Source organism: Blastococcus sp. Marseille-P5729, from assembly GCF_900292035.1.
Lineage (GTDB): Bacteria > Actinomycetota > Actinomycetes > Mycobacteriales > Antricoccaceae > Cumulibacter.
Genome location: NZ_OMPO01000001.1, coordinates 554,535 through 578,852, shown reverse-complemented (window position 1 = coordinate 578,852; position 24,318 = coordinate 554,535). Strand labels below are relative to the sequence as shown.

Sequence of the window (24,318 nt, the reverse complement as noted above, 5' to 3'; positions counted from 1 at the left end):
GCGGCGCTCGACCAGTAGGATCGCCCGGTGACCTCGCTCGTGCTCCGCCCGCAGTCGTGCCCTCCCGTCAACAGCGTCGAGGTCGCCGCTCGGGCCGGCGCCGAGCACCGTGGCGCGCAGGTGTCCCTCACCGGGATCACCAACCGCTCCGGCGAGGTGCAACCCGGCGACCTGTACGTCGGCGTCCGCGGCAGTCGCGCGCACGGTGCCCAGTTCGCGGCCGAGGCGGTCGCGTCCGGCGCTGTCGCGGTGCTCACCGACCTCGACGGGCTCGACATCGCCGGAGACCTCGGCGTGCCCGTGCTGGTCGCGAGCGACGTGCGCCGCGCCACCGGGCCGGCGTCCGCCGCGGTGTACGGCGATCCGTCACGTCGGCTGACGATGCTCGGCATCACCGGCACCAGCGGCAAGACCACGACGGCCTACATGGTGCGGGCGATCCTGCAGGCCGCGGGCCGCCCCAGCGGCCTGCTGGGCACGGTCGAGACGATCATCGGCGAGGAGCACGTCGGCCACGCCGCGGGCGCCGCGCTGACCACCCCGGAGGCGCCGGAGCTCCAGGCGCTCCTCGCCGTGATGGTGGAGCGGGGGATCGGCACCGTCGTGATGGAGGTCTCCAGCCACTCGCTGCAGCTGCGCCGGGTGGACGGCATCGAGTACGCCGTCGCCGCCTTCTTGAACCTCTCGCAGGACCACCTGGACTTCCACGACGGTATGGAGGACTACTTCGCCGCGAAGTCCCTGCTGTTCGACGGCCGGGCCCGCACCCACGTGATCAACGTCGACGACGACTGGGCGACCCGGCTCGCCGAGACCGGCCGGCGCACCGTGCGGGTCTCCCCGGCGGGCCGGCAGGCGGCCGACTGGCGGATCGAGGGCGCCGTCGCAGGATCGAGCGCGGGAAGCGCGTTCGTCGCCGTCGGGCCGGACGGGCGTCGGCACGAGGTGCTGCTCAGCCTGCCGGGGGACTTCAACGCCGACAACGCGGTGATGGCGATGGCGATCGCCGCCGAGGCCGGGGTCGCCGCCGATCTCGCGGCGGGCGCACTGCGCGAGGTGCGGGTGCCCGGCCGTATGGAGCGCGTCGATGCCGGACAGCCGTTCCTGGCCGTCGTGGACTACTCGCACAAGCCGGCTGCCGTCGAGGCCGCGCTCCGCTCGGTACGTGACCAGGTGACCGGCCGGGTGCTGCTGGTGCTGGGCTGTGGCGGAGACCGCGATGCCGCCAAGCGGCCGCTCATGGGCGCGGTAGGCGCCCGCGATGCGGATCTGCTCGTGATCACCGACGACAACCCGCGCTCGGAGGACCCCGCGGCCATTCGCTCGGCCATGCTGCGTGGGGTCCAGGAGGTCCCGCAGAGTCAGCGCGGTGAGGTCGTCGAGATCGGCGACCGCGCCGCGGCGATCCGGCACGCCGTCCGCGCCGCACGGGACGGCGACGTGGTGCTGGTCGCCGGCAAGGGACACGAGACCGGCCAATACGTCGGCGGCGTCGTCCACGAGTTCGATGACCGCGCCGCACTGCGCCAGGCGATCGCGGAGCGCGAGGCGTGAGCCACCGGCCAGGGCTGCGCGGATCGGGTCCCGCGGCACGATACTTTTGTCAGGCTGAGGTAGTCGAACGGCGGAAGGACGAGAGTCGATGAGGTCGATCCTGCTCGGCGCGGTCCTCGCGCTGATGACCTCGTTGCTGATGACCCCGCTGCTGATCAGGCGCCTCAAGCGTCGTGCCTACGGCCAGCAGGTCCGCGACGACGGACCGCAGACCCACCTGGTCAAGCAGGGCACCCCCACGATGGGCGGGATCGCCTTCATCGTCGCCACCGTCGTCGGGTACTTCGGCGCCCACCTGATCATGTGGAACGACTTCGGCCGCGGCGTCACGCCGTCCGCGCTGCTGGTGCTGTACCTGTTCGTCGGTCTCGGCGTGGTCGGGTTCCTGGACGACTACATCAAGATCGCCAAGCAGCGCAGCCTGGGGCTGAACAAGACGGCCAAGCTCGTCGGCCAGCTGTTCGTCTCGGTCAGCTTTGCGATCCTGGCGCTGCAGTTCAAGCAGGGCGGGATCACGCCGGCGTCCACCAACATCTCCTTCGTCCGCGACATCGCCGTGCTCAGCCTCGGTGCGGTGGGGTTCGTCATCTTCGCGGTGCTGTTCATCTCCGGCTTCTCCAACGCCACGAACCTCACCGACGGGCTCGACGGCCTGGCCGCCGGGTGCGCGACGATGGTCTTCGGCGCGTACGTCGTCATCTCGTTCTGGCAGTTCAGCCACCAGTGCGCCCGCGAGCCCGTGGAGGGCTGCTACCCGGTGCGCGACCCCATGGACCTCGCGCTGCTGGCGGCGGTCATGATGGGCGCCTGCATCGGCTTCCTCTGGTGGAATGCCAACCCGGCGCGCATCTACATGGGTGACACCGGCTCGTTGGCGCTCGGCGGCGGCATCTCCGGGCTGGCCATCATGACCCGCACCGAGCTGCTGCTGTTCGTGCTCGGTGCGCTGTTCGTGGCCGTCACCGCCTCGGTGATCCTGCAGGTCGCCTACTTCAAGGCCACCGGTAAACGGTTGTTCCGCATGGCGCCGCTGCACCACCACTTCGAGCTGTCGGGATGGACCGAGATGACCGTCGTCGTGCGCTTCTGGATCGTCACCGGCATGTGCGTGGCGCTCGGCCTCGGCATCTTCTACGCCGACTGGCTGGGATCGGCGACGCTGCAGTGAGGCAGGTGCTCGTCGCCGGCGGTGGCCGCTCCGGCTCGGCCGTCGCCCGCGCCCTCGCGGCCTGCGGCGACGCGGTCCGGATCGTCGACGCGCGCCCGGAGGCCGTGTCGGGCGAGCTCGCCGCGCTCGGCGTCCGCTACGCCGGCGACCTGAAGGTCGTGCCGGACGACGTCGACCTGGTGGTGACCTCGCCCGGGTGGCCGCCTACCCAGCCGCTGCTGGCCGACGCCCTGCGTCGCGGCCTGCCGGTCGTGGGGGAGGTCGAGATCGCGTGGGAGCTGCGCGACCGGCGCATCCCGTGGCTCGCGGTCACCGGCACGAACGGCAAGACCACCACGGTGGGGATGCTCACCGCCATCCTGCGGGCCGGCGGCCTGCAGGCCGCCGAGGTCGGCAACGTCGGTCCTCCGGTGATTGACGCGGTGGTCGGTGCCGACCTCGACTACGACGTCTTCGCCGTCGAGCTGTCCAGCTTCCAGCTGCACTGGGGGCCTTCGATCACCCCCGCCGCCGGCGCGCTGCTGAACATCGCCGCCGACCATCTCGACTGGCACGGCAGTCTCGCGGCGTACGCCGCCGACAAGACCCGGGTGTGGGGCGGGGGAGCCTCGCTCGCGGTGATCAATGCCGACGACCCGCACGTGGTCCAGCTCGCTGCCGCACTGCCGGCGCACGCCCGTGTGATCCGGTTCACGCTGGGCGAGCCGGCCGATGGCGAGCTCGGCGTCCGCGACGGGATCCTCGTCGACCGCTCCGTCCTGGGCGGTGGCGACGAGCAGCTGCTGCCCGCCGACGAGATCCGCCCGCCCGGACCGCACAACGTCGCCAACGCCCTCGCTGCGGCGGCACTCGCCCGCAGCGTCGGGATCACCGCCGGCGAGGTGGCCCAGGGCCTGCGCGACTACCGCCCCGGCGAGCACCGTAATGTCACCGTCGCGCGCATCCCGATGGGCGGGTCGTCGATCCGGTTCGTCAACGACAGCAAGGCGACGAACGCGCACGCGGCCGAGGCGTCCCTGCGCTCCTACGCCCGGATCGTCTGGATCGCCGGGGGACTGCTGAAGGGTGCGGTCGCCGGCGACTTCGGTGGGCTCATCGAGGCCGTCCGCGACCGGCTGGCTGCCGTCGTCCTCGTCGGGCGCGACCGGGCAGTGATCGGCGAGGCACTTCGGCGACACGCGCCCGATGTCCGGGTAATCGACATCGAGAGCGCCGAACATAGAGGAATGGCCGAGGCGGTATCCGCCGCGACCGACCTGGCGCGCGCGGAATCCGGCGCACACGGGGGCGAGGTCGTGGTGCTGATGGCGCCGGCGGCGGCGTCGATGGACATGTTCACCGACTACGCCGAGCGCGGTCGTGTCTTCACCGACGCGGCCCGCGGCCAGGATGGTGCGACGAGCTAAGCCCAGCCGCAGCGAAGGAGCGACCCGGTGGTGACCAAACAGCCAGAGCGCTCCGCCACCCGCGGCACGGCTCTTGGCTCGCTCCGCGGCTCCGGCGCGACCGCCAGCCGCAAGGCCCGCGATCACGCCCACGCCTTGCGCAGCTATCTCGCCAAGCCGATGACCTCGTTCTACCTGGTCATGACCCTCACCTTCGCGTTGGTCGCCTTCGGGCTGGTGATGATGGCCTCGGCGTCCGCGGTCGACTCGATGCAGAGCCACGGCTCGGCGTACTACCAGTTCAACCGCCAGCTGATCTTCGTCGTCGCCGGCGTCCTGGCGATGATCCTCGCCATGCGGGTCCCGCTGACAACCTGGCGGCGGTTGTCGGGCGTGCTCATGGCCCTGACCATGGTGATGCTGGCGCTCGTGCTGGTCCCCGGGATCGGCATGGAGCTCTACGGCGCCCGGCGCTGGTTCAACATCGGCGGGCTGTTCTCGATCCAGCCGTCGGAGTTCGGCAAGATTGCCTTCCTGCTGTGGGGTGCCCACGTGCTGGTGCGTCGCCGCAAGATCCTCAACACCTGGGAGGGCATGCTGATGCCGATCCTCCCGGGCCTGATCCTGCTGTCCGCGCTGGTGGTCATCGAGCCCGACCTGCACACCACCATCACGTACTTCATCATCTTCCTGGGCCTGCTGTGGGTGATCGGGGCACCCTTCCGGCTGTTCGGGCTTATGCTGCTCGGGGTCGCGGCCGTCGGCGCCGTCGCGGTCGCCAGCCAGGGATTCCGGATGAGCCGCGTACTGTCCTTCCTCGATCCCTGGGCCGACGCGCAGGACACCGGCCATCAGGCGATCCAGGGCTTCTACGCACTGGCCACCGGGGGGTTCTTCGGCGTAGGCCTGGGCAACAGCCGCACCAAATGGGGCGCGCTGCCCAACGCGCACTCCGACTACATCTTCGCGATCATCGGCGAGGAGCTCGGCTTCATCGGCTGCGCGCTTGTGCTCGTGCTGTTCGCCGCGCTGGCCTACACCGGTTTCCGCATCGCCCGGCGCACCCGTGACCTGTACATCCGGTTGATCGCCGGCGCGACATCGGTGTGGATGGTCGGCCAAGCCCTGATCAACATCGGGTACGTCGTCGGCCTGCTCCCGGTCACCGGGATCACGCTGCCGTTGATCTCCTCCGGCGGAACGTCGATCGTGGTCACCATGTTCGCGATGGGCATCCTGGCCAGCTGCGCCCGGCACGAGCCCGCCGCGGTCCGCCACCTGCAGTCCCGAGCCCGGCGCTTCGGCCGGTGGCTGTCGCTGCCGGTGCCGACCAGCCCCGTTCTCGACAAGGACCAGACCCCGCCGAAGGCGCACCGTAGCCCGCGCACCACCTCCGGCACCCGGGAGCCCGCCCGCCGCACAGAGCAACGACGCCCCGCACAGCGGCGTCAGCCCGCCCGCACCGACCGGGCCCGCGACCACCGCGCCCGCGACCACCGCGCCCGCGACCACCGCGCCCGCGGTGATCGGGCCCGCGGTGACTGGGCCCGAGACCAAGGGAGACGAACCGTTCGATGAGCCGCCACATCGTGCTCACCGGTGGAGGAACCGCCGGCCACATCGAGCCCATGCTCGCCACCGCCGCCGCGCTGCAGCAGGCCGAGCCCGGTATCGGGATCACGTGCATCGGGTCCGAGGGCGGGCTGGAGACGACACTGGTCCCCGAACGCGGGTTCACCCTGCGCACCGTGGCCGCCGTACCGCTGCCGCGCAAGCCCTCGGCCGACCTGCTGCGGTTACCCTTCCGGCTGCGCACCGCGGTCCGTCAGGCCAAGGCGATCCTGCGCGAGACCGACGCGGTCGCCGTCGTCGGCTTCGGCGGCTACGCCTCGCTGCCGTCCTACCTGGCCGCCCGAAGCCGGAAGGTCCCCGTCGTCGTCCACGAGGCCAACGCGACCGCCGGCATCGCCAACAAGATCGGCGCGCGCTGGGCGGCGTTCGTGGGGACCGCGGCCAAGACCAACGGCCTCGCGGACGCGACCATCGTCGGCATGCCGATCCGCGCCGCGCTGCAGCGGCTCGACCGGTCGGCACTGCGCGCCGAGGGTCTGCAGCACTTCGGCCTGCGCGAGGGTTACCCGACCCTGCTGGTGTACGGCGGCTCGCAGGGCGCCCGAACCCTCAACAACGCCCTGACAGCGGCCGCAGACCGGCTGCACCAGGCCGGCGTCCAGGTGCTGCACTCGTACGGCAGGAAGAACACGATCGAGGCGATCGTCCACACCGACGGTCCGGCGTACGTCGCGCTGCCGTACATCGACCGCATGGACCTCGCCTACTCCGTCGCCGACCTCGTCCTGTGCCGCGCGGGCATGGGGACCGTCGCCGAGGTGTCCGCTGTCGGGCTCCCCGCGGTCTATGTCCCGTTGCCGCACGGCAACGGCGAGCAGCGGCTCAACGCCGAGCCGGTGGTGCAGGCCGGGGGCGGGCTGCTGGTGGACGATGCCCAGCTGACCGGCGACTACGTCGCCGAGCGGCTGATCCCGCTCCTGCAGGATCGTGCCCGCCTCGACCAGATGGCCGGCGCGGCCCGCTCGGCCGGGCACGCGCAGGCCGCCGATGTCCTGGCCGCCAAGGTGCTGGAGGTCGCCCGACATGACTAGGCGGGTGCTACCGGCGTACGCCGACCCGGACCGCCGGCTCGCTGCCGCCGAGCTCGGCGCCGTGCACTTCATCGGCATCGGCGGCGCCGGGATGAGCGGCATCGCACGGATCATGCTGCAGGAGGGAATCGTCGTGTCCGGCAGCGACGCGAAGGACTCCGCGGCCGTGCGCGGCCTGCAGGCCGCCGGTGCCCGGGTGCAGGTAGGGCACTCCGCCGACGCGCTGGGCGATGCGCAGACCGTGGTGGTCTCCTCGGCGATCAAGCCCACGAACCCCGAGCTCGCCGCCGCGCTCGCGCGCGGCCTGCTGGTCATCCCGCGCGCGGAGGCGCTGGCTGCGGTGATGGCCGGCAAGAAGCCGGTGGCGGTCGCCGGAGCGCACGGCAAGACCTCCACCACGTCGATGCTCGTGGCCGCGATCGACGCCTGCGGCGCGGACCCGTCATACGCGATCGGCGGCGACCTGCACGCTACCGGCAGGAACGCCCACCTGGGCACCGGCGAGGCGTTCGCCGTGGAGGCCGACGAGAGCGACGGCTCGTTCCTGCTGTTCCGGCCGCACATCGCCATCGTCACCAACGTCGAGCCGGACCACCTCGACAACTACGGCGACTTCCAGACCGTCCTTGCCGCCTTCCACGACTTCGTACGCACCATCACTCCGGGCGGCGCGCTGGTGGCTTGCGCGGACGACGAGCACGCCGCGAGCCTGCTGACCACCGCCCGCGAGCACGGCGTCCGCGCCATCTCGTACGGCGAGCGCCCGGACGCCGACCTGCGGCTGAGCGAGCTGGCGGTGAGCGCGACCGGGACGGCATACGCGGCGAACGGGCTGGGCCTGGACGGACTGCGGGTGCGCGTCGCCGCGCCCGGGCACCACATGGCGCTGAACTCTGCGAGCGTGCTGGCCGCGTGCATCGCGCTCGGCCTGGACCCGCAGTGCGCCGCCGACGGGCTGCGCGACTACACGGGCGTCGCGCGGCGCATGGACCTCGTGGGCGAGGCCGCCGGTGTGCGCGTGTACGACGACTATGCGCACCACCCGACCGAGGTCCGCGCCCAGCTGCTCGCCGCCCGGGAGGTCGCCGGGGACGGGCGGCTGATCGTGTGCTTCCAGCCGCACCTGTTCTCCCGCACCCAGGTCTTCGCCGACCAGTTCGCAGCAGCGCTCAGCCTGGCCGACCACGTGCTGCTCATGGACGTCTACCCGGCGCGCGAGAGCGCCGCCGACTTCCCAGGCGTGACCGGTGACAGCATCGCCCGCCAGGTCGCCGCCCCGGTCCGGTTCCTGCCCGTCTGGGACGATGCCGCGCCCGCGCTAGCCGAGCTCGCCCGGCCCGGCGATCTGGTGGTGACCGTCGGGGCCGGTGACGTGACGGAGGTGGGGCCGCGCGTCGTCGAGCTGCTGCGGAGCCAGGATGGCTAGCACCCGCTCGACCGCGAAGTCCAAGGGCCGCAGCGCCGCGCCGAAGCGGTCGACGGCCAAGCCCAAGGGCTCCTCGGCCGTCCGCCCCAAGGACCGGCCCACCCGGCGCACGCCACCAGCCCGCAGGTCGTCCGGGGAGCCTCGTGCGGTCACGACCCGCCGGGTCCTAGGCGGGAAGTCGCCGCTGAACCCGGGATTCCCGCGTTGGGCCGTGTGGAGCGCTCTCGCTCTCGTCGTCGCGGTCGTGGCCGGGTGGCTGCTGCTGGCCTCGAGCATGTTCGGCGTCCGCGACGTCCAGGTCTCCGGGTCGGCCCTGGTGAGCGAGCAGGAGGTCCGTGAGGCGATCGGCCTCGGACCGGACGACGCGCTGCTGACCGCGGACACGGACGCCGCCGCCGAACGGGTGCAGCAGCTCGCGCCGGTCGCCGAGGCCACCGTCAGCAGGTCACTACCCAGCACCCTCGTCGTCCGGATCACCGAACGCAGCCCGGTCGCGACGGTGGAGCTCGACGGTGAGTCCTGGGTGATCGACGTTGAGGGCGTGCCGTACGCCGAGGCCTCCGCCGTCGGCGAGTCCGCCGAGGGCCTGCTACCGCTCGTGATCGACGACCCCTCGCCGGACGATCACGCCACCCGCGAGGCGGTGGCGGTGATCGCCGGGCTCGACGACGCGACTCGCGAGCTGGTCGCGTCGGTGAGCGCGCCGTCCGCGGCCCAGGTGACGCTCACCCTGCAGGACGGCCGCGAGGTGATCTGGGGCGACTCGTCGCAGATGAACGACAAGCTGACCATGCTGCCCGGCGTGCTGACCCACAGCGGCAGCGTGTTCGACATCTCCAGCCCCGGCGCGATCGTCATCTCGTAGATGGACTTCCAGCGCGTGGTCGAGCGGCGACGGATGATCCGCGCCTACCAGCCGGGGCGCCCCGTGCCGCCCGAGGTGCGCGATCGGCTGCTGCAGAACGCACGGCGCGCCCCGAGCGCGGGCTTCGCGCAGGGCGCGGCGTACGTCGTCCTGGAGTCCGCTGCCGACCGGGACCGCTTCTGGGCCGCGGCCGCAGGCGCGCGGCGTGCCAACGACTGGTTGCTCCGGATGCGGGAGGCGCCGCTGCTGATCACCTGCTGGTGCAGTGAGCCGATCTATCGCGAGCGCTACGCCGAGGCCGACAAGAGCGAGGCCGACCCGTTCAGCGCGCCGTACTGGTATGTCGACGGAGGGATGGGCGCGCTGCTGATCCTGCAGACCGCCGTCGACGAGCAGCTCGGCGCGTGCTTCTTCGGGGTGCCACCCGCGCGGGTCGAGACAGTCCGCGCCGCGCTCGGCGTCCCCACGGACTGGTCGCCGGTCGGGGTGGTGGCGGTGGGCCACCCAGCTCCCGAGCGCGACCACAGGTCCCCCTCGCTGAGACGCGGTCGTCGTCCGCACGCCGAGGTGGTACACATGGGGCAGTGGGGGAGCTAGTCCCGTCGGCTCCCCGCCCCATCTCACCCCCAGGAGCTGCCATGGCACTGCACAACGACCCCACGATCGCCACCCGTGCGCTGATCCCCGCCGTCGAGGACTTCCCCGACGACATCCAGGAGAAGATCAAGGACGTCACCGAGAAGTCCGGCTTCACCCCGAACGTCTTCCGGGCCATCGCAGCCCGCCCCGAGGAGTGGCGGGCCTTCATGCAGATGCACGACTCCTTGATCGACCGGCAGACCCCTGGGCTGAGCAAGGCCGACCGCGAGCTGATCGTGGTGGCCACCAGCGCCCAGAACGACTGCCTCTACTGCGTGATCGCGCACGGCGCGATCGCCCGGATCCGCGCCAAGAACCCCTACATCGCCGACCAGCTGGCCATCGACTGGCGCAAGGCAGATCTCGATGACCGCATGAAGGTCGTCATCGAGGTAGCCGTGAAGCTCGCGGTGACCCCGGCGCAGGTCACCGACGAGGACCAGCAGCGGCTGCGCGATGCCGGGCTGTCCGACGAGGACGTCGCCGACGTCGGCGCGATCGTCGCCTTCTTCGCGATGAGCAACCGGCTGGCGCACTGGTCCGGCCTGCAGCCCAACGCCGAGTTCTTCACCATGGGCCGCGAACCGAAGCAGAAGTAGCCCGCCGAATTCCGCGACCGTGAATCGGGCGTGTCGGGGCGTGTCGTCCCACGATCCACGGGGGTGCTGACCTACCTTTCTAGACAGCGCCAGGTTGACATAACTATAAACCTCTACCTGAGGTTGACGGTTGGTTCCTGGGGAAGGGGGCCGTCGCCGGGCGCTAGGCAGGCCATGGAACGCACGCACTCAACGCAGGAAGGAAGGTCGCGATGACCTCCCCTAACTACCTCGCCGTCATCAAGGTCGTCGGTGTCGGCGGCGGCGGCGTGAACGCCGTCAACCGCATGATCGAGGTCGGCCTCAAAGGGGTCGAGTTCATCGCGATCAACACCGACGCCCAGGCGCTGCTGATGTCGGACGCCGACGTCAAGCTCGACGTCGGCCGCGAGGCCACCAAGGGGCTCGGCGCCGGCGCTAACCCCGAGGTCGGCCGCACCGCCGCCGAGGACCACCGCGAGGAGATCGAGGAGGTCCTCAAGGGCTCCGACATGGTCTTCGTGACCGCTGGCGAGGGCGGCGGCACCGGCACCGGCGGCGCCCCGGTCGTCGCCAGCATCGCCCGCAAGCTCGGCGCGCTGACCATCGGTGTGGTCACCCGCCCGTTCACCTTCGAGGGCAAGCGCCGCTCCACCCAGGCCGAGGCCGGCATCCAGGAGCTGCGCAACGAGTGCGACACGCTCATCGTGATTCCGAACGAGCGGCTGCTGCAGCTGGGCGACCGGAACATCTCGATGATGGACGCCTTCCGGCTGGCCGACCAGGTGCTGCTGCAGGGTGTGCAGGGCATCACCGACCTCATCACCACCCCCGGTCTGATCAACCTCGACTTCGCCGACGTCAAGTCGGTCATGTCCGGGGCGGGTTCGGCGCTGATGGGCATCGGCTCGGCGCGCGGCGAGAACCGGGCCGTCACCGCGGCCCAGCAGGCGATCGCCAGCCCGCTGCTGGAGGCCTCGATGGACGGCGCCCAGGGCGTCATCCTCTCGATGTGCGGCGGCAGCGACCTCGGCCTGTTCGAGGTCAACGAGGCCGCGACGATCATCGCGGACGCCGCCCACCCTGATGCGAACATCATCTTCGGCGCCGTGATCGACGACGCGCTCGGCGACGAGGTGCGCATCACGGTGATCGCCGCCGGGTTCGAGGAGGAGCCCGTCTCCGCCGTCAAGCCGGGCGCGATCTCGGGTCGCGCGAACGCGATCGGCACCCAGCAGGGCGGGCCCGGGCAGGGCGGTGGGCTGCCGGCCTCGGCCGCGGCGTCCCGGCCCAGCGCGCGTCCCCAGGGGGATCGTCCGCAGGGTGGCGGCGAGCGTCAGCCCGCGGACCGTCCGCTCGGCGGGGTCCGGATCAGCCCGCCGGCCAACGGCGATCGCGACCCGCGCGAGCAGCGCGGCGCCGCACCCGTCCGCGACAACGGCCGGCGCGAGGTGCCCGCACGGCCGCCGGTTCCGCAGGAGGCGATGTCGCACTCGGGCCCGGCTGCCCGCCCGACCAGCCGCCGGCCGCTGCCGATGGACGAGTTCGATGACGAGCTCGACATCCCCGACTTCATGAAGGACTAGCCTGCGCCGCATGAGCGAGCAACAGGCCGACAGCACCCGCCGCATCCGGCGGGTGCTGTCGACTCGACAGGGAGGCGTCAGCGCCGCGCCGTACGACGCCTTCAACCTCGGTGACCACGTCGGCGACGACCCCGACGCGGTCCGCCGCAACCGGGACCGCCTGGGCGCGGCGATCGGGCTCGGCGCACCGCGGCTGGTGTGGATGGAGCAGGTGCACGGACGCGGCGTGCAGGTGGTCGACGAGCCCGTCGAGCAGCCGGCGCCGATGAGCGACGCGCTCGTGAGCAGCACGCCAGGCCTTGGGCTGAGCATCCTGACCGCCGACTGCGTCCCGCTGCTGATGTGGGACGACGCTGCGGGGGTGGTCGGCGCCGCGCACGCCGGCCGGCAGGGGGTTCGGCTGGACATCGCCCGGGCGACCGTCGAACAGATGGCAGAGCTGGGGGCGCAGCCCGAGCGGATCGAGGCGCTGCTCGGCCCGGCCATCTGCGGGGGCTGCTACGAGGTGCCGCCGGCGATGCAGGCCGACGTCGAGCAGGTCGCGCCGGGAAGCGCCGTCCGCACCCGTCAGGGCACGTCGGGCCTGGACCTCCGGGCCGGCCTCCGTGCCCAGCTGGCGGCGCTTGGCGTACACCGCGTGCAGGTCGATCCCCGCTGTACCGCCGAGGAGCCGAGCCTGTACAGCTACCGTCGTGATGGGCGCACCGGGCGTCAGGTCGCCGTCATCTGGATCGAGGAGCCGGCATGAGCGAGGTCAGCGAGCAAGAGCTCGGTGCGATCGACGAGCGGATCGCGGCATTCCGCGCGCGCCTGGATGCCGCGTGCGTGCAGGCCGGGCGTGAGCCGAGCGAAGTGGCGCTGATCGCGGTCACGAAGAACCACCCGCCCGAGTACGCGCTGCAGGCGCTGCGCAGCGGCCTGCTCGAGCTCGGCGAGAACCGCCCGCAGGACCTGATCGCCAAACGCGACGGCGTCGAACAGCTCGATCCCGGGCTGGCTGCGCGGGCGCGCTGGCACTTCATCGGCCGGTTGCAGCGCAACAAGGCCAAACAGGTCGTCGCTGCCGCGGACATGGTGCACTCGATCGACCGGGTGGCGGTCGCCGAGGCGGTCGCCAAGGCGGCGACGGGCTCCGACCGCTGGTCCGCAGCCACCCCGCTCCCGGTGCTGCTGCAGGTCAACCTCGACCCCGCGGCGCCCCGCGAGGAGCACGACTCGACCGCCTCGCGCGGGGGAGTCCACCCGCTGGAGATGTCGCAGCTGGCCGCGCGGGTCGCCGAGCACGACGAGCTGCGGGTCGCCGGGCTGATGGCTATCGCCCCGCTCGATCACGACCCGGGCGAATGCTTCGCCCGGCTGGCCGAGCTGAGCATGCAGCTGCGTCTGGATCACCCCGCCGCCGACATCATCTCCGCGGGCATGACCGGCGACTTTCCCGCAGCCGTCGCGAATGGGGCCACGCACGTGCGTGTCGGAACCGCACTCTTCGGAGAGCGGCAACTAGCCTAAAGCGAGCAGAAGCTGACCCCTGCGGCGTCCGCGCCGCACCCGCTAACGATGCGAAGAAGGTGTCCTGAGTGACTGGTGCCATGCGAAAGATGGGTGTCTACCTCGGCCTGGTCGAGGATGACGAGCGCGAGCTCGAGACCCACGGGTCGGCTGCCCGGGCACGCTCCTATGAGGACGACCGCGACCTCCGCGGCCGCCGCGAGGATCGTTACGACTACGACGACGAGCCGGCCTATCACGAGGCCGACGACGCGCACGAGGCCGACGACGAGCCGATCGCGCGGCGCCCGCACCTGGACTCCGAGGAGCTCTACGAGTCGCCTACCGAGCGCATCGCCGCCATCCGCGATGCTGCACCGGCACCGCGCGCGGAGCACCGCATCACCACGCTGCACCCGCGCACCTACAACGAGGCTCGCGCCATCGGCGAGCAGTTCCGCGAGGGCAACCCGGTGATCATGAACCTGACCGACATGGAGGACGCCGACGCCAAGCGCCTGGTCGACTTCGCGGCCGGGCTCACCTTCGGGCTGCGCGGCTCGATCGAGCGGGTGACCACCAAGGTCTTCCTGCTGTCGCCGCAAAAGGTCAAGGTCACCGCTGAGGACAAGGCCCGAATCGCGGACGGTCGCTACCCCTCACGCGGCTAGTTCTCGCACAATCATTACGTGAGCATTTTCTGGCAGACCCTGCACCTGGCGCTGTTCGTCCTGCTGATCCTGCTGTGGACTCGCTTGGTCCTCGACTGGGTGCGGGTCGGTGCGCGCCGGTGGCTGCCCTCCGGCCCCGCAGCGGTCGCGATCGACGGGGTCTACACGGTCACCGATCCACCGGTGAAACTAGTGAGACGGGTGATACCTCCCGTAGCCATCGGGGGCGCCCGGATCGATATAGGCTTCATGGTTCTAGTATTGGTTCTCAGCCTGCTGTTGAGATTCACCCGATGAGCGCGCGGACAGGACGCTTGTGCCGTAGGCTGCATGACTGCCTGTCGTCAAGCCCGCACTGAGTGAAGAAGGACGTACCATGCCGTTGACTCCCGCCGACGTCCATAATGTGGCGTTCAAGAAGCCGCCGATTGGCAAGCGCGGATACGACGATGAAGAGGTTGATGCCTTCCTTGATCTCGTCGAGGCCGAGCTTGCCCGTCTGATCGAGGAGAACGCCGACCTTCGCTCGCAGGTGGCCGACCTGGAGAACCAGCTTGCCGGGCGCCCGGCAAGCGAGAGCGCCCCTTCGAGCTCGACCGGTCACTACTCGGTGCTGGCCGACAACGCCGCCGAGGCCGACCGCGCCCAGGAGCCGGCCGCGCCCGCTCCCGAGCCCGAGCCGGCCCCCGAGCCCGAGCCTGCTCCCGACCCGGAGCCCGAACCTGAACCGGAGCCGGCCAAGCCCGCCTCGGCGATGGACGAGCACATCCAGGCCTCACGGATCCTGGCGCTGGCGACCGAGACTGCCGACCGTCACGTCAACGAGGCGAAGGAGAAGGCCGACCGCGAGCTGGCCGAGGCCCAGGCCAAGGCCGAGGAGTTGCGCACGACCGCTCAGCAGGAGCACGACGACACCGTCAGCCGGGCCAAGAAGGAGGCTGAACGGCACCTCACCGAGGTGCGTACGAATGCTGCGGCCCTGCTCAGCGACTCCCAGAACAAGGCTGCCGCGACCGAGAAGGCCGCCCAGGAGCGGGCCCAGGAGCTCACCGCCGCCGCCGAGCGCAAGCAGGCCGACATTCTCCGGGCACTCGACGAGCGCAAGAGCGCCCTGGAGCGGCGGATCGAGGGTCTGCGCGAGTTCGAGCAGTCCTACCGCACCCGGATGCACGGCTACCTGTCCAACCAGCTCAAGGAGATCGACGAGCTGCCTCCGCTTGCCCCGGACGGCGCCCCCGGCGCCGGCAACGGCCAGGTCTCCGGCTTCGTCGGCTCGAGCGACAGCCGCTGAGCACAGCAGCACCCCGGACCACGCTAGGGCCGCACCCGTCGGGTGCGGCCCTGCCTGGTTGCGGGCATTGTCGTCCTGCGGCTACTGCTGCTTGGTGACCCAGACGCGCAGCGCATCGTCGGCGCTGTCAGGATCGCGCTCCAACGCACCCTCGCTCACCGAGGTCGCCAGCACCTCGTCGGCGATCCGGTCGGCGTGCTCGCGGACGGCGGTCGCCAGCTCGCCCTCGGCGCTCCACGTCAGCGCGATCCGGTCCGAGACGTCCAGGCCCGCGTTCTTGCGGGCGTCCTGGATCAGCCTGATCGCCTCTCGGGACAGACCGGCCGCACGCAGCTCGTCGGTGATCTCCAGGTCCAGCGCGACGCTCTCTCCGCCCTCGCTGTGCACCGCCCACCCTTCCTGCGGCGTCTCGGTCACGATGACATCCTCGGTCTCCAGCGCGAACGGTGCGCCGTCGATGTCGATCGTGGCCGTGCCGGCCCGCAGCTCGCCGGCCAATGTGGCCGGGTCGGCGGCGGCGATCTGCTTCGCCGCGTCCTGCACCTTGCCGCCCAGTCGCTTGGCCAGGCTGCGGAAGTTCGCCTTGACGGACACGTCGACGAGCTCGCCGGAGGCATCGCCCAGCGGCTGCACCGACAGCACGTTGAGCTCGTCGGCGACCTCCGCCTTGAGCTCCTCGGACAACCGGGCGTAGCCTGCTGCGCCCACCAAGGCGCGGCCCAGCGGCTGACGGGTGCGCACCTTCGACGCGGTGCGGGCCGAACGGCCGAGGTCGACCAGGCGGCGCACCTGCGCGAGGTCGGCCGACAGGTCGGCGTCGATCAGCGCCGGGTCGTGCTCCGGCCAGTCGGCCAGGTGCACCGAGTCCGGAGCCTCGGGGCGGGCAGCCCGCACGATCGAGTCCCACACCTTTTCGGTGATGAACGGCACGAACGGCGCCATCACCAGGGTGAGCCGCTCGATCGCCTCGGTCAGCGTCGCCATCGCAGACAGCTCGCCGTCCCAGAACCGGCGCCGCGAGCGCCGCACGTACCAGTTCGACATGTCGTCGATGAACTGGGTGATCCGGCGTCCGGCGCGGGTGGAGTCGAACACCTCCAGCGACTCATCGACCACCTTGATCGTCTCGTGCAGCTCGGAGATCAGCCATCGGTCCAGCGAGGGCCGCTGCGCGACTGGGGGCGCGTCGCGCAGCACCTCGGCCAGGTCGAGGTCGTTGGCGTCGGCGTACAGGGTCAGGAAGGACGCCGTGTTCCAGTAGGTGAGCAGCACCTTGCGTACCACCTCGCTGATCAGCTCGTCACCTACCCGCCGGGTGGCCGAGGGGTTGCCGACGCACAGCATCAGCCACCGCAGGCCGTCGGCGCCGTGCTTGTCCATCAGCGGGATGGGCAGCATGATGTTGCCGAGATGCTTGCTCATCTTCTTGCCGTCCTGGTCGACGATGTGTCCCAGGCACAGCACGTTCTTGTAGGACGAGCGATCGAAGACCGTCGTCCCGACCGCCATCAGCGAGTAGAACCAGCCGCGGGTCTGGTCGATCGCCTCGCAGATGTAGTCGGCCGGGTAGGTCCGCTCGAGCTCCTCGGCAGAGCCCGGCGCGTGCGGAAAGCCCAGCTGCCCGAACGGCATGGAGCCGGAGTCGTACCACGCATCGATCACCTGCGGGACGCGGCGGTAGGTTCCCTCCTCGCCGTCGATGGTGAAGGTGACCTCGTCGATGAACGGGCGGTGCGGGTCGAGCTCGGACAGGTCGCGGTCGGCGTACTCGCCGAGCTCTGCCAGTGAGCCGATGCAGACCATCTTCGTCTCGTCCGCGTCATTGACCCAGATCGGCAGCGGCGTTCCCCAGTACCGGTCGCGGGAGAGCGCCCAGTCGATGTTGTTGGTCAACCAGTCGCCGTAGCGGCCGTGCTTGACCGACTCAGGCACCCAGTTGGTGCGCTCGTTCTCGCGCAGCAGCTCGTTCTTGCGGGCCGTGGTGCGCACGTACCAGGAGGGCAGCGCGTAGTACAGCAGCGCCGTGTGGCAGCGCCAGCAGTGCGGGTAGGAGTGCTCGTACTGCTGGAAGCGGAATAGCAGTCCGCGCTGTCTCAGGTCGCGCATCAGCGCCTTGTCCGCGGTCTTGAAGAACCCACCGCCGATGAGATCGAGCTCGGGCTCGAAGGTGCCGTCGGGCCGCACCGGGTTGAGGATCGGCAGCCCGTACTGCTTGCAGATGGCCATGTCGTCGGCCCCGAACGCCGGCGCCTGGTGGACCAGGCCGGTGCCGTCGTCGGTGGTGACGTAGTCGGCCAGGACGACGTAGTGCCCGTCGGCGCCCTCCGGCCGGGCCAGCAGCTCGACCGGCCGCCGGTGGCGGGCGCGCTCCAGGTCGCGACCCGGCAGCGACGACAGCACCTCGGCGCCCTCGCCGAGGACCGCCTGCAGCAGTGGGCGGGCCAGGACGACCGAGCGGTCCGCTGCGGTGAACTCCGCGCCGCGGGCGACGACGTACTCGACGTCGGGGTGCACCGCGACGGCGGTGTTCGAGACGAGGGTCCACGGGGTGGTGGTCCACACCAGCAGGTCGGCGTCCTCGATCTCACTGGGCGCCTCGGTCAGCTGGAAGCGGACGGTGACCGAGGGGTCGGTGACCGTCTCGTAGCCCTGCGAGACCTCGTGGTCGGACAGCCCGGTGCCGCACCGCGGGCAATACGGCGTGATGCGGTGGTCCTTGACCAGCAGACCCGCCTCGAAGGTCTGCTTGAGCGCCCACCACACCGACTGGACGTATGACGGGTTCATCGTCCAATAGGCGTCCTCGATGTTCGTCCAGTAGCCCATGCGGTGGGTGAGGTCGACGAAGGCGTCGACGTGACGCTGCACGGACTCGCGGCACTTGGCGTTGAAGGCCTCGATGCCGTACCGCTCGATGTCGGGCTTGCCGGAGAACCCGAGCTCCTTCTCCACCGCGATCTCGACCGGCAGCCCGTGGCAGTCCCAGCCGGCGCGGCGGGGGACCGAGTAGCCCTTCATGGTGCGGTAGCGCGGATAAAGGTCCTTGAAGACGCGGGCCTCGACGTGGTGCACGCCCGGCTGGCCGTTGGCCGTCGGCGGTCCCTCGTAGAAGACCCATGGCGCGCCGTCCTTGGTGCGCTCGACCGAGCGGGCGAAGACGTCGCCGGACTCCCAACGCGCCAGGATTTCGTGATCAAGCGCGGGCAGGTCGACCTTGTGGGGAAGGGGCGTGGCTTTGGCCATCGGTGATGCGTCCTCTAGCGATCAGTGCTCGTGATCGAGGGACGACGCCCGCCGGGCCGGCGGGGGTGGCCGCGGTACCACCCTCGTTGGCCTGCCGTGGCAGGCCCGCTTGATTCACGCGATCGTGGCCGGTTCTACTCGCCTGGCGGCTTTCCTCCGGCGGCTCCCGGGTGATGTTCACCGTGGCCGGCTGCCAGGCTCACACCAACCCTGGTCGCTCTTCAGCCGGAAACGCGGCTACTGTCCCGATCGACACCGTCGCACTTCGCGCTACACACGATACCCGCCCGGGCTCGGACGGCGATAATGTCCCGGGCATGGGGTTGACGGTGACGCTGCTGATCGCGACCGTCGTCGTGCTCGTAGCGATCCTGGCCGTCCGCATCACGACCTATCTCGGGTTTCCGTCGTTGCTGCTCTACCTGGCGCTCGGTGTCGTGGTCGGCTCCTCGGGCATCAGCCCGGAGTGGCACGACGCCGACGTCGCGAAGGACCTTGGCACGCTTGCGCTCGTCGTGATCCTGGCCGAGGGCGGGCTGACCACCCGGTGGCGTGACGTCCGACCGCATCTGGCCCTGGGCCTGGCGCTGTCCACGGTCGCGGTCGCGGTGAGCGTCGTCGTGATGGCGACGTTCATGATCGCCGTCCTCGGGATGAGCTGGCAGGTCGCGGTGGTGATCGGCGCGGTCATCTCCTCGACGGACGCCGCCGCGGTGTTCTCGGTGCTGCGCCGGCTCGGCCTGCCGCCGAAGGTGACCGGCGCCCTTGAGCTCGAGTCGGGCCTGAACGACGCGCCGGTGATCCTGCTGGTGACCTTCCTGTCGGTTCCGCTCTCGGAGGTGCTGCCGTGGTGGCAGATCGCGCTGCTGATCGGCTACGAGCTCCTGGCCGGCCTGCTGATCGGCCTGCTGATCGGCAGGGCCGGTGCCTGGCTGATGCGGCGGGGAGCGCTGCCGTCGGCCGGGCTGTACGCCCTGATGGCGGTCGCGCTCCTGCTGCTGGCCTACGAGGTGGCGGCGGTCTCGCACGCGAGCGGATTCTTGAGCGTCTACGTGGCGGGCGTGGTCCTGGGCAACGCGAACCTGCCGTTCAGCGCGCGGTCATCGGCTTTGCCGAGGCGCTCGCCTGGCTGGCGCAGATCGGCCTGTTCGTGATGCTGGGGCTCCTGGTGTACCCGCGGGAGATCCCAGAGGTGCTGGTGCCCGCCTTGCTGGTCGGCATCGTGCTGCTGGCCGTGGCCCGGCCGATCTCGGTCGCGATCGCCTCGCTCGGGCGCCGGGTGACCCTTCGTGAGCAGGTGTTCTTCTCCTGGGCCGGCCTACGCGGCGCGGTGCCCATCGTGCTGGCCACCATTCCGATATCGAACGGGCTCGATGGAGCGTGGCCGATCCTGCACATGGTGTTCGTGCTCGTGGTCGTCTTCACTCTCCTCCAGGGGACCACGCTGCCGTGGGTCGCCTCCCGGCTGCGGCTCACCGGCTCGGCGCAGACCCGTGATCTCGAGGTGGAGGTCGCCGTGCTGGACGAGATGGCCGCCGACCTGATGACGGTGGATGTGCCGGAGGCGTCCCGTCTCAGCGGCGTGTACATCGCCGACCTTCGGCTCCCGCCGGCGTCGATGGTGAGCCTGATCATCCGCGAGACCAACCGCATCGTCCCGGACCGCGCCACGATGATCCGTACCGGTGACCAGCTGCTCGTCGTCGTGGCCAGCGACCAGCGCGAGGCGACCGAGCGGCGACTTCGTGCGGTTGCCCGCTCGGGTCGGCTGGCCGGGTGGTTCGGCGATGACGGCGCTGAGCGGCCGTAAGGCGAGCGCGCGTCACACGAGGCGGTCGGGATGTGCGGTCGACTGTGATCCATGGCAACCCACCCGCGTGGGCCATTGAAGAATCGCTATGCGATGCGTACCCTCCACGTCAACAGTGACATCCCGACGCCGCCTGGCGCGGGATGTCTGTCTACGTAGATGGGGATCCCGCGTGGCAGCGCAGACCAAGACCACCAAGGCCGCGGCCAAGTCGCCGGCGAAGAAGGCAACCGAGAAGGTCGGCTCTGCGGCCACGAAGTCGCCCGCGAAGAAGGCGCCGGCTAAGAAGACGGCTGCCAAGAAGACGGCTGCCAAGAAGACCGCCGCAAAGTCCACTGCCAAGGCCCCCGCGAAGAAGGCGCCGGCCAAGAAGACTCCTGCGAAGGCACCGGCCAAGGCCAGCTCGTCGAAGGCCCCCGCGAAGAAGAGCGCTGCCGCGACCGCCGCGGCCCCGGCAGACACTCCCAAGTCCACCCTCAGCGCGGCCGACATCAAGGAGTTCACCGGGCTGATCACCGCCGAGCTCGACCGCGTGCGGCAGGAGTACCAGGAGTCGATGGCGGTGCTCGAGGAGCTCAAGACCGCCGGGCAGGACTCCGCAGGCGACGACCCGGCGGACGCCGGTGCGAAGACGTTCGAGCGAGAGCAAGAGATGTCGATCGCCAACAACCGGCTCGATCTCATCTCGCAGATGGAGCGCGCGCTGTCGCGTATCGAGGCCGGAACCTACGGGGTCTGCGAGAGCTGTGGGGACATGATCCCCAAGGCGCGGTTGCAGGCCTTCCCGCAGGCCACGCTGTGCGTGAAGTGCAAGGCACGCGAGGAGCGTCGCTAGCGGCACCGCGCCGCTGCTGGTCGTCCTAGGCGATAATCGACGCCGTGCCCTCATCTGCCGAGACCGACGCGTCCCCCGCCGTCACATACCGCCGCACCATCCTGCTGCTGAGCATCGCGGCGGTGATCCTGGTCGTCGATCTGGCCACCAAGCTGTGGGCGGTGGAATCGCTCACCGGACGCGAGCCGTTGCGTCTTGCCGGAGGGGCGCTCTATCTCACCCTCGCGCGCAACACCGGCGCGGCGTTCTCGCTGGGCACCGACTTCACCGTGATCATCACGATCATCATGCTCACGGTGATCGCCGGGATCCTTTTCATATCGCGCAAGGTGCGCTCGACACCGTGGGCATGGGCGCTCGGCCTGATCCTGGGCGGCGCGGCGGGCAACCTCATCGATCGGCTGTTCCGCCATCCCGGGCCGTTCCGCGGTGCGGTGATCGACTTCTTCAGCGTGCTCGATCCCTACGGGCAGTTCTTCCCGATCTTCAACGTCGCCGACATCTGCATCGTGTGCGGCGGGATCCTCGCCGGGTTGCTGGCTGTTCTGGGGCTCGACATCGACGGCACCCGCGCAAAGGACGCTGAGGCTGAGGCAGCAGGGTCGTGAGCTCCCGTTTCCTGCCGGTGCCCGACGGGCTCGAGGGCATGCGCGTCGATGCCGGGCTGTCCCGACTGCTGGGGATATCCCGGACCCTCGCCGCGGAGATCTGCGCGACCGGCGGGGTGCTGCAGGACGGCGCCGAGGTCGGCAAGTCAGACCGGCTGGTCGCCGGCAGCCTGCTCGACGTGACCCTGCCGGACGCCGACCGCGGCGCACTGCTGGACGAGTCGCCGGTCGACGGGATGAGCCTGATCTACGCCGACGACGACATCGTCGTGGTCGACAAGCCGGCCGGCGTCGCCGCGCATCCCAGCCCCGGCTGGGACGGGCCGACGGTCATCGGCGGAGTGCTGGCCATGGGGCATCGCGTGTCGACCAGCGGCGCGGAGGAACGGCGCGGCGTCGTGCACCGGCTCGATGCGGGCACGACGGGTCTGATGGTGGTGGCGAAGTCCGAGCGGGCCTACACGGTGCTGAAGCAGGCATTCAAGCAGCGGACCGTCGAGAAGGTCTACCACGCGATCGTGCAGGGTCATCCCGACCCGACGAGCGGCACCATCGACGCGCCGATCGGCCGGCATCCTCGGCATGACTGGAAGTTCGCCGTCGTCGCCGGAGGGCGCGACTCGATCACGCACTACGAGGTGATCGAGGCCTTCCCGTCGGCGAGTCTGGTCGAGATCCACCTCGAGACCGGACGCACGCATCAGATCCGGGTGCACTTCTCCGCGCTGAGACATCCGTGTGTCGGGGATGCCATGTACGGCGCCGATCCGAGCATCAGTGCCCGCCTCGATCTGCAGCGGCAGTGGCTGCAGGCGCATCGTCTCGCGTTCGCGCATCCGGCGGACGGCCGGTGGGTGAGCTTCCAGAGCCCGTACCCGCCCGATCTGCAGCATGCGCTCGATGTGCTGCGCGAGGACTAGATGATCGATCGCTCCGTCGTCCCGGGTGGGCTGCCGGACTTCGGGTCGGCTACCGCAGCCGCGCTGATCATCACCGGGTATCTCATCGTGGCCGAGCCGTTCGTGGGGCTGGTGCTGCACCGTCGCTTCGAAGCCGCGGAGCGTCGGGTGGACAGCGCGCGCCGCTGGTTGTATCGGCGGCTGCTGATCCTGGAGTGGGCGCTGGCCGGCCTGTGCCTGGCGACCGTGGCGCTGGCGCCGGCGGTATCTCGGGACTCGGTCGGCATCCGATTGCCCACCGGGTGGCCCGGCATCCTCGGGAGCGTCGCCGCGATCGGGCTGGCCCTCGCCGTGCTCCTGGCCACCAGCAGGCAGGCGACGCGCGTGCCGATCGGCGCCGACCTTCCCACGGCGGGGGAGGGGGTGCTGGCGATGCTCCCGCGCACCCCGGTCGAGCGGCGGCTGTTTGCGATCGTGTCGGTGACGGCGGGACTCTGTGAGGAACTGGTCTTCCGTGGCTTTCTCGTCGCCGTCCTCGCGGCCGTGCTGCCGGCCGCGCCGGTGTGGGTGTGCGTGGTGGGTGCGGCCGTGGTCTTCGCGCTGGCACACCTCTACCAGGGGGCGCCAGGGGTCGTCGTGACCTTCTTCGTCGGGCTCGCCCTGGGCGGGCTCTACATCGTGACCGGCTCGCTGCTGGCCCCCGTGCTGGTGCACGCTCTGATCGACCTGCGCGCGATCAGCCTGGGCCGCCTGGTGGTCGGAAACACCGCACGCGACGTGGCTCGCCCGGGGAGGATCTGAGCCGCGTGATTGAGATCTCGCCCGGGTGGGCATGACTGCTGGGCTGGGTCACCGCGAAGGAAAAAGGAGTCGCTTCATGGGCCTGTTGGATCTGTTCAAACCGCGAAAGGACCAGCTGGAGAACACCACCTCAGCGCTGGAGGCCGCCAAGGACGGGACGGCGGACGACGGCGCGGTCAACCGTCTGGTGCGGGGACTGCTCGACATCGGCATCGACGGGCTGGGGCCGCTGGAACCCGCTGCGACGGTGGCACAGGAGGCGGCCAAGGACGCCAAGGGTGACGTCGAGGAGGCGATCGACAAGGTCGTCCGCAAGCACGTCATCGGCGGTGGGGGCGGCGGGCTGCTGACCGGCCTCGGCGGCTTCTTCACCATGCCGCTGGCGATCCCGGTCAACGTCTTCGAGTTCTACGTGCAGGCCACCCGGATGACCGCGGCGATCGCCTCGCTGCGCGGCTATGACCTCGCGGAGCCGCACATCCGCACCGCGGCCCTGCTGACGCTCGTCGGCGCCAACTCCGAGCAGGTCCTCAAGGACGCCGGGATCCCGGTCGCTGCCGGAGGCGGCCGGCTGACGGCGATGGCCCTCAAGCAGGTGCCACCGGCGGGCACCATGGTCATCAACAAGGCGATCGGCTTCCGGCTGCTGCGCAGCTTCGGCGAGAAGCTCTTCTCCCGGTTCGGCCGGGCCGTGCCGATGCTTGGCGGCATCTTCGGCGGGGGCCTGGACGGCTACATGATGAAGAAGATCGCCGACCAGGCACGTCGCGAGTTCCCGGTGGCCGCACCGGCCGCGGCGACCTCCTGA

23 protein-coding genes are annotated in these 24,318 nt (G+C 70.6%); 22 read left to right on the top strand and 1 reads right to left on the bottom strand.

Translation table 11 applies throughout. The features are described from left to right. The first annotated feature begins 27 nt into the window (after positions 1-27). The 15 genes from DAA40_RS02780 to DAA40_RS02710 all read left to right on the top strand — a co-directional run bounded on the left by DAA40_RS02780 (position 28) and on the right by DAA40_RS02710 (position 15,314). Positions 28-1,554, top strand: a complete 1,527-nt coding sequence (locus DAA40_RS02780; protein ID WP_106848191.1) for a UDP-N-acetylmuramoyl-L-alanyl-D-glutamate--2,6-diaminopimelate ligase — start codon at positions 28-30, stop codon at positions 1,552-1,554. Between the two features lie 88 nt (positions 1,555-1,642). Further along, positions 1,643-2,722, top strand: a complete 1,080-nt coding sequence (gene mraY, locus DAA40_RS02775; RefSeq protein WP_106848190.1) for a phospho-N-acetylmuramoyl-pentapeptide-transferase — start codon at positions 1,643-1,645, stop codon at positions 2,720-2,722. Continuing rightward, positions 2,719-4,128: a UDP-N-acetylmuramoyl-L-alanine--D-glutamate ligase gene (murD, locus tag DAA40_RS02770; protein ID WP_234356213.1), complete on the top strand. Its 1,410-nt coding sequence runs from the start codon at positions 2,719-2,721 to the stop codon at positions 4,126-4,128. Before mraY ends, murD begins: the two co-directional genes overlap by 4 nt. 30 nt (positions 4,129-4,158) lie before the next feature. After that, positions 4,159-5,685, top strand: coding sequence for a putative lipid II flippase FtsW (gene ftsW / locus DAA40_RS02765; protein ID WP_158716191.1), 1,527 nt, complete (start codon positions 4,159-4,161; stop codon positions 5,683-5,685). Then, a complete protein-coding gene (gene murG / locus DAA40_RS02760) occupies positions 5,682-6,770 on the top strand; it encodes an undecaprenyldiphospho-muramoylpentapeptide beta-N-acetylglucosaminyltransferase (RefSeq protein ID WP_106848187.1) in 1,089 nt (362 codons plus the stop codon). The genes ftsW and murG overlap by 4 nt, the downstream gene beginning before the upstream one ends. After that, positions 6,763-8,196 (top strand): UDP-N-acetylmuramate--L-alanine ligase, encoded by a 1,434-nt coding sequence (murC, locus tag DAA40_RS02755; RefSeq protein WP_106848186.1) that lies wholly within the window; start codon positions 6,763-6,765, stop codon positions 8,194-8,196. The genes murG and murC overlap by 8 nt, the downstream gene beginning before the upstream one ends. Further along, positions 8,189-9,061 carry a cell division protein FtsQ/DivIB gene (locus tag DAA40_RS02750; RefSeq protein WP_106848185.1) on the top strand — a complete coding sequence of 291 codons (873 nt, stop codon included), beginning with the start codon at positions 8,189-8,191 and terminating at the stop codon, positions 9,059-9,061. Before murC ends, DAA40_RS02750 begins: the two co-directional genes overlap by 8 nt. Beyond that, the gene (locus tag DAA40_RS02745) at positions 9,062-9,658 is read left to right on the top strand and encodes a nitroreductase family protein (protein WP_106848184.1); all 597 of its coding nucleotides are present in this window, start codon (positions 9,062-9,064) and stop codon (positions 9,656-9,658) included. Between the two features lie 41 nt (positions 9,659-9,699). Then, entirely contained in the window at positions 9,700-10,299 is a 600-nt protein-coding gene (locus tag DAA40_RS02740) for a peroxidase-related enzyme (RefSeq protein ID WP_106848183.1), read from the top strand. A 212-nt stretch (positions 10,300-10,511) separates the two neighbouring features. Next, the gene (ftsZ, locus tag DAA40_RS02735) at positions 10,512-11,864 is read left to right on the top strand and encodes a cell division protein FtsZ (RefSeq protein WP_106848182.1); all 1,353 of its coding nucleotides are present in this window, start codon (positions 10,512-10,514) and stop codon (positions 11,862-11,864) included. Between the two features lie 10 nt (positions 11,865-11,874). Continuing rightward, the gene (gene pgeF / locus DAA40_RS02730) at positions 11,875-12,612 is read left to right on the top strand and encodes a peptidoglycan editing factor PgeF (RefSeq protein WP_106848181.1); all 738 of its coding nucleotides are present in this window, start codon (positions 11,875-11,877) and stop codon (positions 12,610-12,612) included. After that, positions 12,609-13,373 (top strand): YggS family pyridoxal phosphate-dependent enzyme, encoded by a 765-nt coding sequence (locus tag DAA40_RS02725; RefSeq protein WP_106848180.1) that lies wholly within the window; start codon positions 12,609-12,611, stop codon positions 13,371-13,373. Before pgeF ends, DAA40_RS02725 begins: the two co-directional genes overlap by 4 nt. 68 nt (positions 13,374-13,441) lie before the next feature. Further along, entirely contained in the window at positions 13,442-14,023 is a 582-nt protein-coding gene (locus DAA40_RS16880; RefSeq protein ID WP_106848179.1) for a cell division protein SepF, read from the top strand. A gap of 18 nt (positions 14,024-14,041) precedes the next feature. Beyond that, on the top strand, positions 14,042-14,320 hold the full coding sequence (locus tag DAA40_RS02715) for a YggT family protein (protein WP_106848178.1): 279 nt from the start codon (positions 14,042-14,044) through the stop codon (positions 14,318-14,320). Between the two features lie 79 nt (positions 14,321-14,399). Beyond that, positions 14,400-15,314 (top strand): DivIVA domain-containing protein, encoded by a 915-nt coding sequence (locus tag DAA40_RS02710; protein ID WP_106848177.1) that lies wholly within the window; start codon positions 14,400-14,402, stop codon positions 15,312-15,314. A gap of 81 nt (positions 15,315-15,395) precedes the next feature. On the opposite strand, the gene ileS is transcribed toward DAA40_RS02710, so the two are convergent. After that, positions 15,396-18,557, bottom strand: coding sequence for an isoleucine--tRNA ligase (gene ileS / locus DAA40_RS02705; protein ID WP_106848176.1), 3,162 nt, complete (start codon positions 18,555-18,557; stop codon positions 15,396-15,398). Positions 18,558-18,874: 317 nt separating this feature from the next. On the opposite strand from ileS, the gene DAA40_RS02700 reads away from it, so the two are divergent. From DAA40_RS02700 to DAA40_RS02675, 7 genes are all read left to right on the top strand, one after another. Then, positions 18,875-19,711: a cation:proton antiporter gene (locus DAA40_RS02700; protein WP_255413442.1), complete on the top strand. Its 837-nt coding sequence runs from the start codon at positions 18,875-18,877 to the stop codon at positions 19,709-19,711. Next, the gene (locus tag DAA40_RS16820; RefSeq protein ID WP_255413467.1) at positions 19,711-20,367 is read left to right on the top strand and encodes a cation:proton antiporter; all 657 of its coding nucleotides are present in this window, start codon (positions 19,711-19,713) and stop codon (positions 20,365-20,367) included. Before DAA40_RS02700 ends, DAA40_RS16820 begins: the two co-directional genes overlap by 1 nt. Positions 20,368-20,539: 172 nt before the next feature. After that, on the top strand, positions 20,540-21,202 hold the full coding sequence (locus DAA40_RS02695) for a TraR/DksA C4-type zinc finger protein (RefSeq protein ID WP_199849473.1): 663 nt from the start codon (positions 20,540-20,542) through the stop codon (positions 21,200-21,202). A gap of 44 nt (positions 21,203-21,246) precedes the next feature. Continuing rightward, positions 21,247-21,810: a signal peptidase II gene (gene lspA / locus DAA40_RS02690; RefSeq protein WP_234356212.1), complete on the top strand. Its 564-nt coding sequence runs from the start codon at positions 21,247-21,249 to the stop codon at positions 21,808-21,810. Then, positions 21,807-22,730, top strand: a complete 924-nt coding sequence (locus DAA40_RS02685) for an RluA family pseudouridine synthase (RefSeq protein WP_106848174.1) — start codon at positions 21,807-21,809, stop codon at positions 22,728-22,730. Before lspA ends, DAA40_RS02685 begins: the two co-directional genes overlap by 4 nt. After that, the gene (locus DAA40_RS02680; protein ID WP_106848173.1) at positions 22,731-23,510 is read left to right on the top strand and encodes a CPBP family intramembrane glutamic endopeptidase; all 780 of its coding nucleotides are present in this window, start codon (positions 22,731-22,733) and stop codon (positions 23,508-23,510) included. It begins immediately after the preceding gene. A gap of 76 nt (positions 23,511-23,586) precedes the next feature. Then, on the top strand, positions 23,587-24,318 hold the full coding sequence (locus DAA40_RS02675; RefSeq protein WP_106848172.1) for an EcsC family protein: 732 nt from the start codon (positions 23,587-23,589) through the stop codon (positions 24,316-24,318).

Coding starts and splice junctions, on each gene's coding strand:
- mraY (WP_106848190.1), top strand. CDS start 1,643: ATGAGGTCGATCCTGCTCGGCGCGGTCCTCGCGCTGATGACCTCGTTG.
- murG (WP_106848187.1), top strand. CDS start 5,682: ATGAGCCGCCACATCGTGCTCACCGGTGGAGGAACCGCCGGCCACATC.
- murC (WP_106848186.1), top strand. CDS start 6,763: ATGACTAGGCGGGTGCTACCGGCGTACGCCGACCCGGACCGCCGGCTC.
- DAA40_RS02750 (WP_106848185.1), top strand. CDS start 8,189: ATGGCTAGCACCCGCTCGACCGCGAAGTCCAAGGGCCGCAGCGCCGCG.
- DAA40_RS02745 (WP_106848184.1), top strand. CDS start 9,062: ATGGACTTCCAGCGCGTGGTCGAGCGGCGACGGATGATCCGCGCCTAC.
- DAA40_RS02740 (WP_106848183.1), top strand. CDS start 9,700: ATGGCACTGCACAACGACCCCACGATCGCCACCCGTGCGCTGATCCCC.
- ftsZ (WP_106848182.1), top strand. CDS start 10,512: ATGACCTCCCCTAACTACCTCGCCGTCATCAAGGTCGTCGGTGTCGGC.
- pgeF (WP_106848181.1), top strand. CDS start 11,875: ATGAGCGAGCAACAGGCCGACAGCACCCGCCGCATCCGGCGGGTGCTG.
- DAA40_RS02725 (WP_106848180.1), top strand. CDS start 12,609: ATGAGCGAGGTCAGCGAGCAAGAGCTCGGTGCGATCGACGAGCGGATC.
- DAA40_RS02710 (WP_106848177.1), top strand. CDS start 14,400: ATGCCGTTGACTCCCGCCGACGTCCATAATGTGGCGTTCAAGAAGCCG.
- ileS (WP_106848176.1), bottom strand. CDS start 18,557: ATGGCCAAAGCCACGCCCCTTCCCCACAAGGTCGACCTGCCCGCGCTT.
- DAA40_RS02700 (WP_255413442.1), top strand. CDS start 18,875: ATGGGGTTGACGGTGACGCTGCTGATCGCGACCGTCGTCGTGCTCGTA.
- DAA40_RS16820 (WP_255413467.1), top strand. CDS start 19,711: ATGCTGGGGCTCCTGGTGTACCCGCGGGAGATCCCAGAGGTGCTGGTG.
- DAA40_RS02680 (WP_106848173.1), top strand. CDS start 22,731: ATGATCGATCGCTCCGTCGTCCCGGGTGGGCTGCCGGACTTCGGGTCG.
- DAA40_RS02675 (WP_106848172.1), top strand. CDS start 23,587: ATGGGCCTGTTGGATCTGTTCAAACCGCGAAAGGACCAGCTGGAGAAC.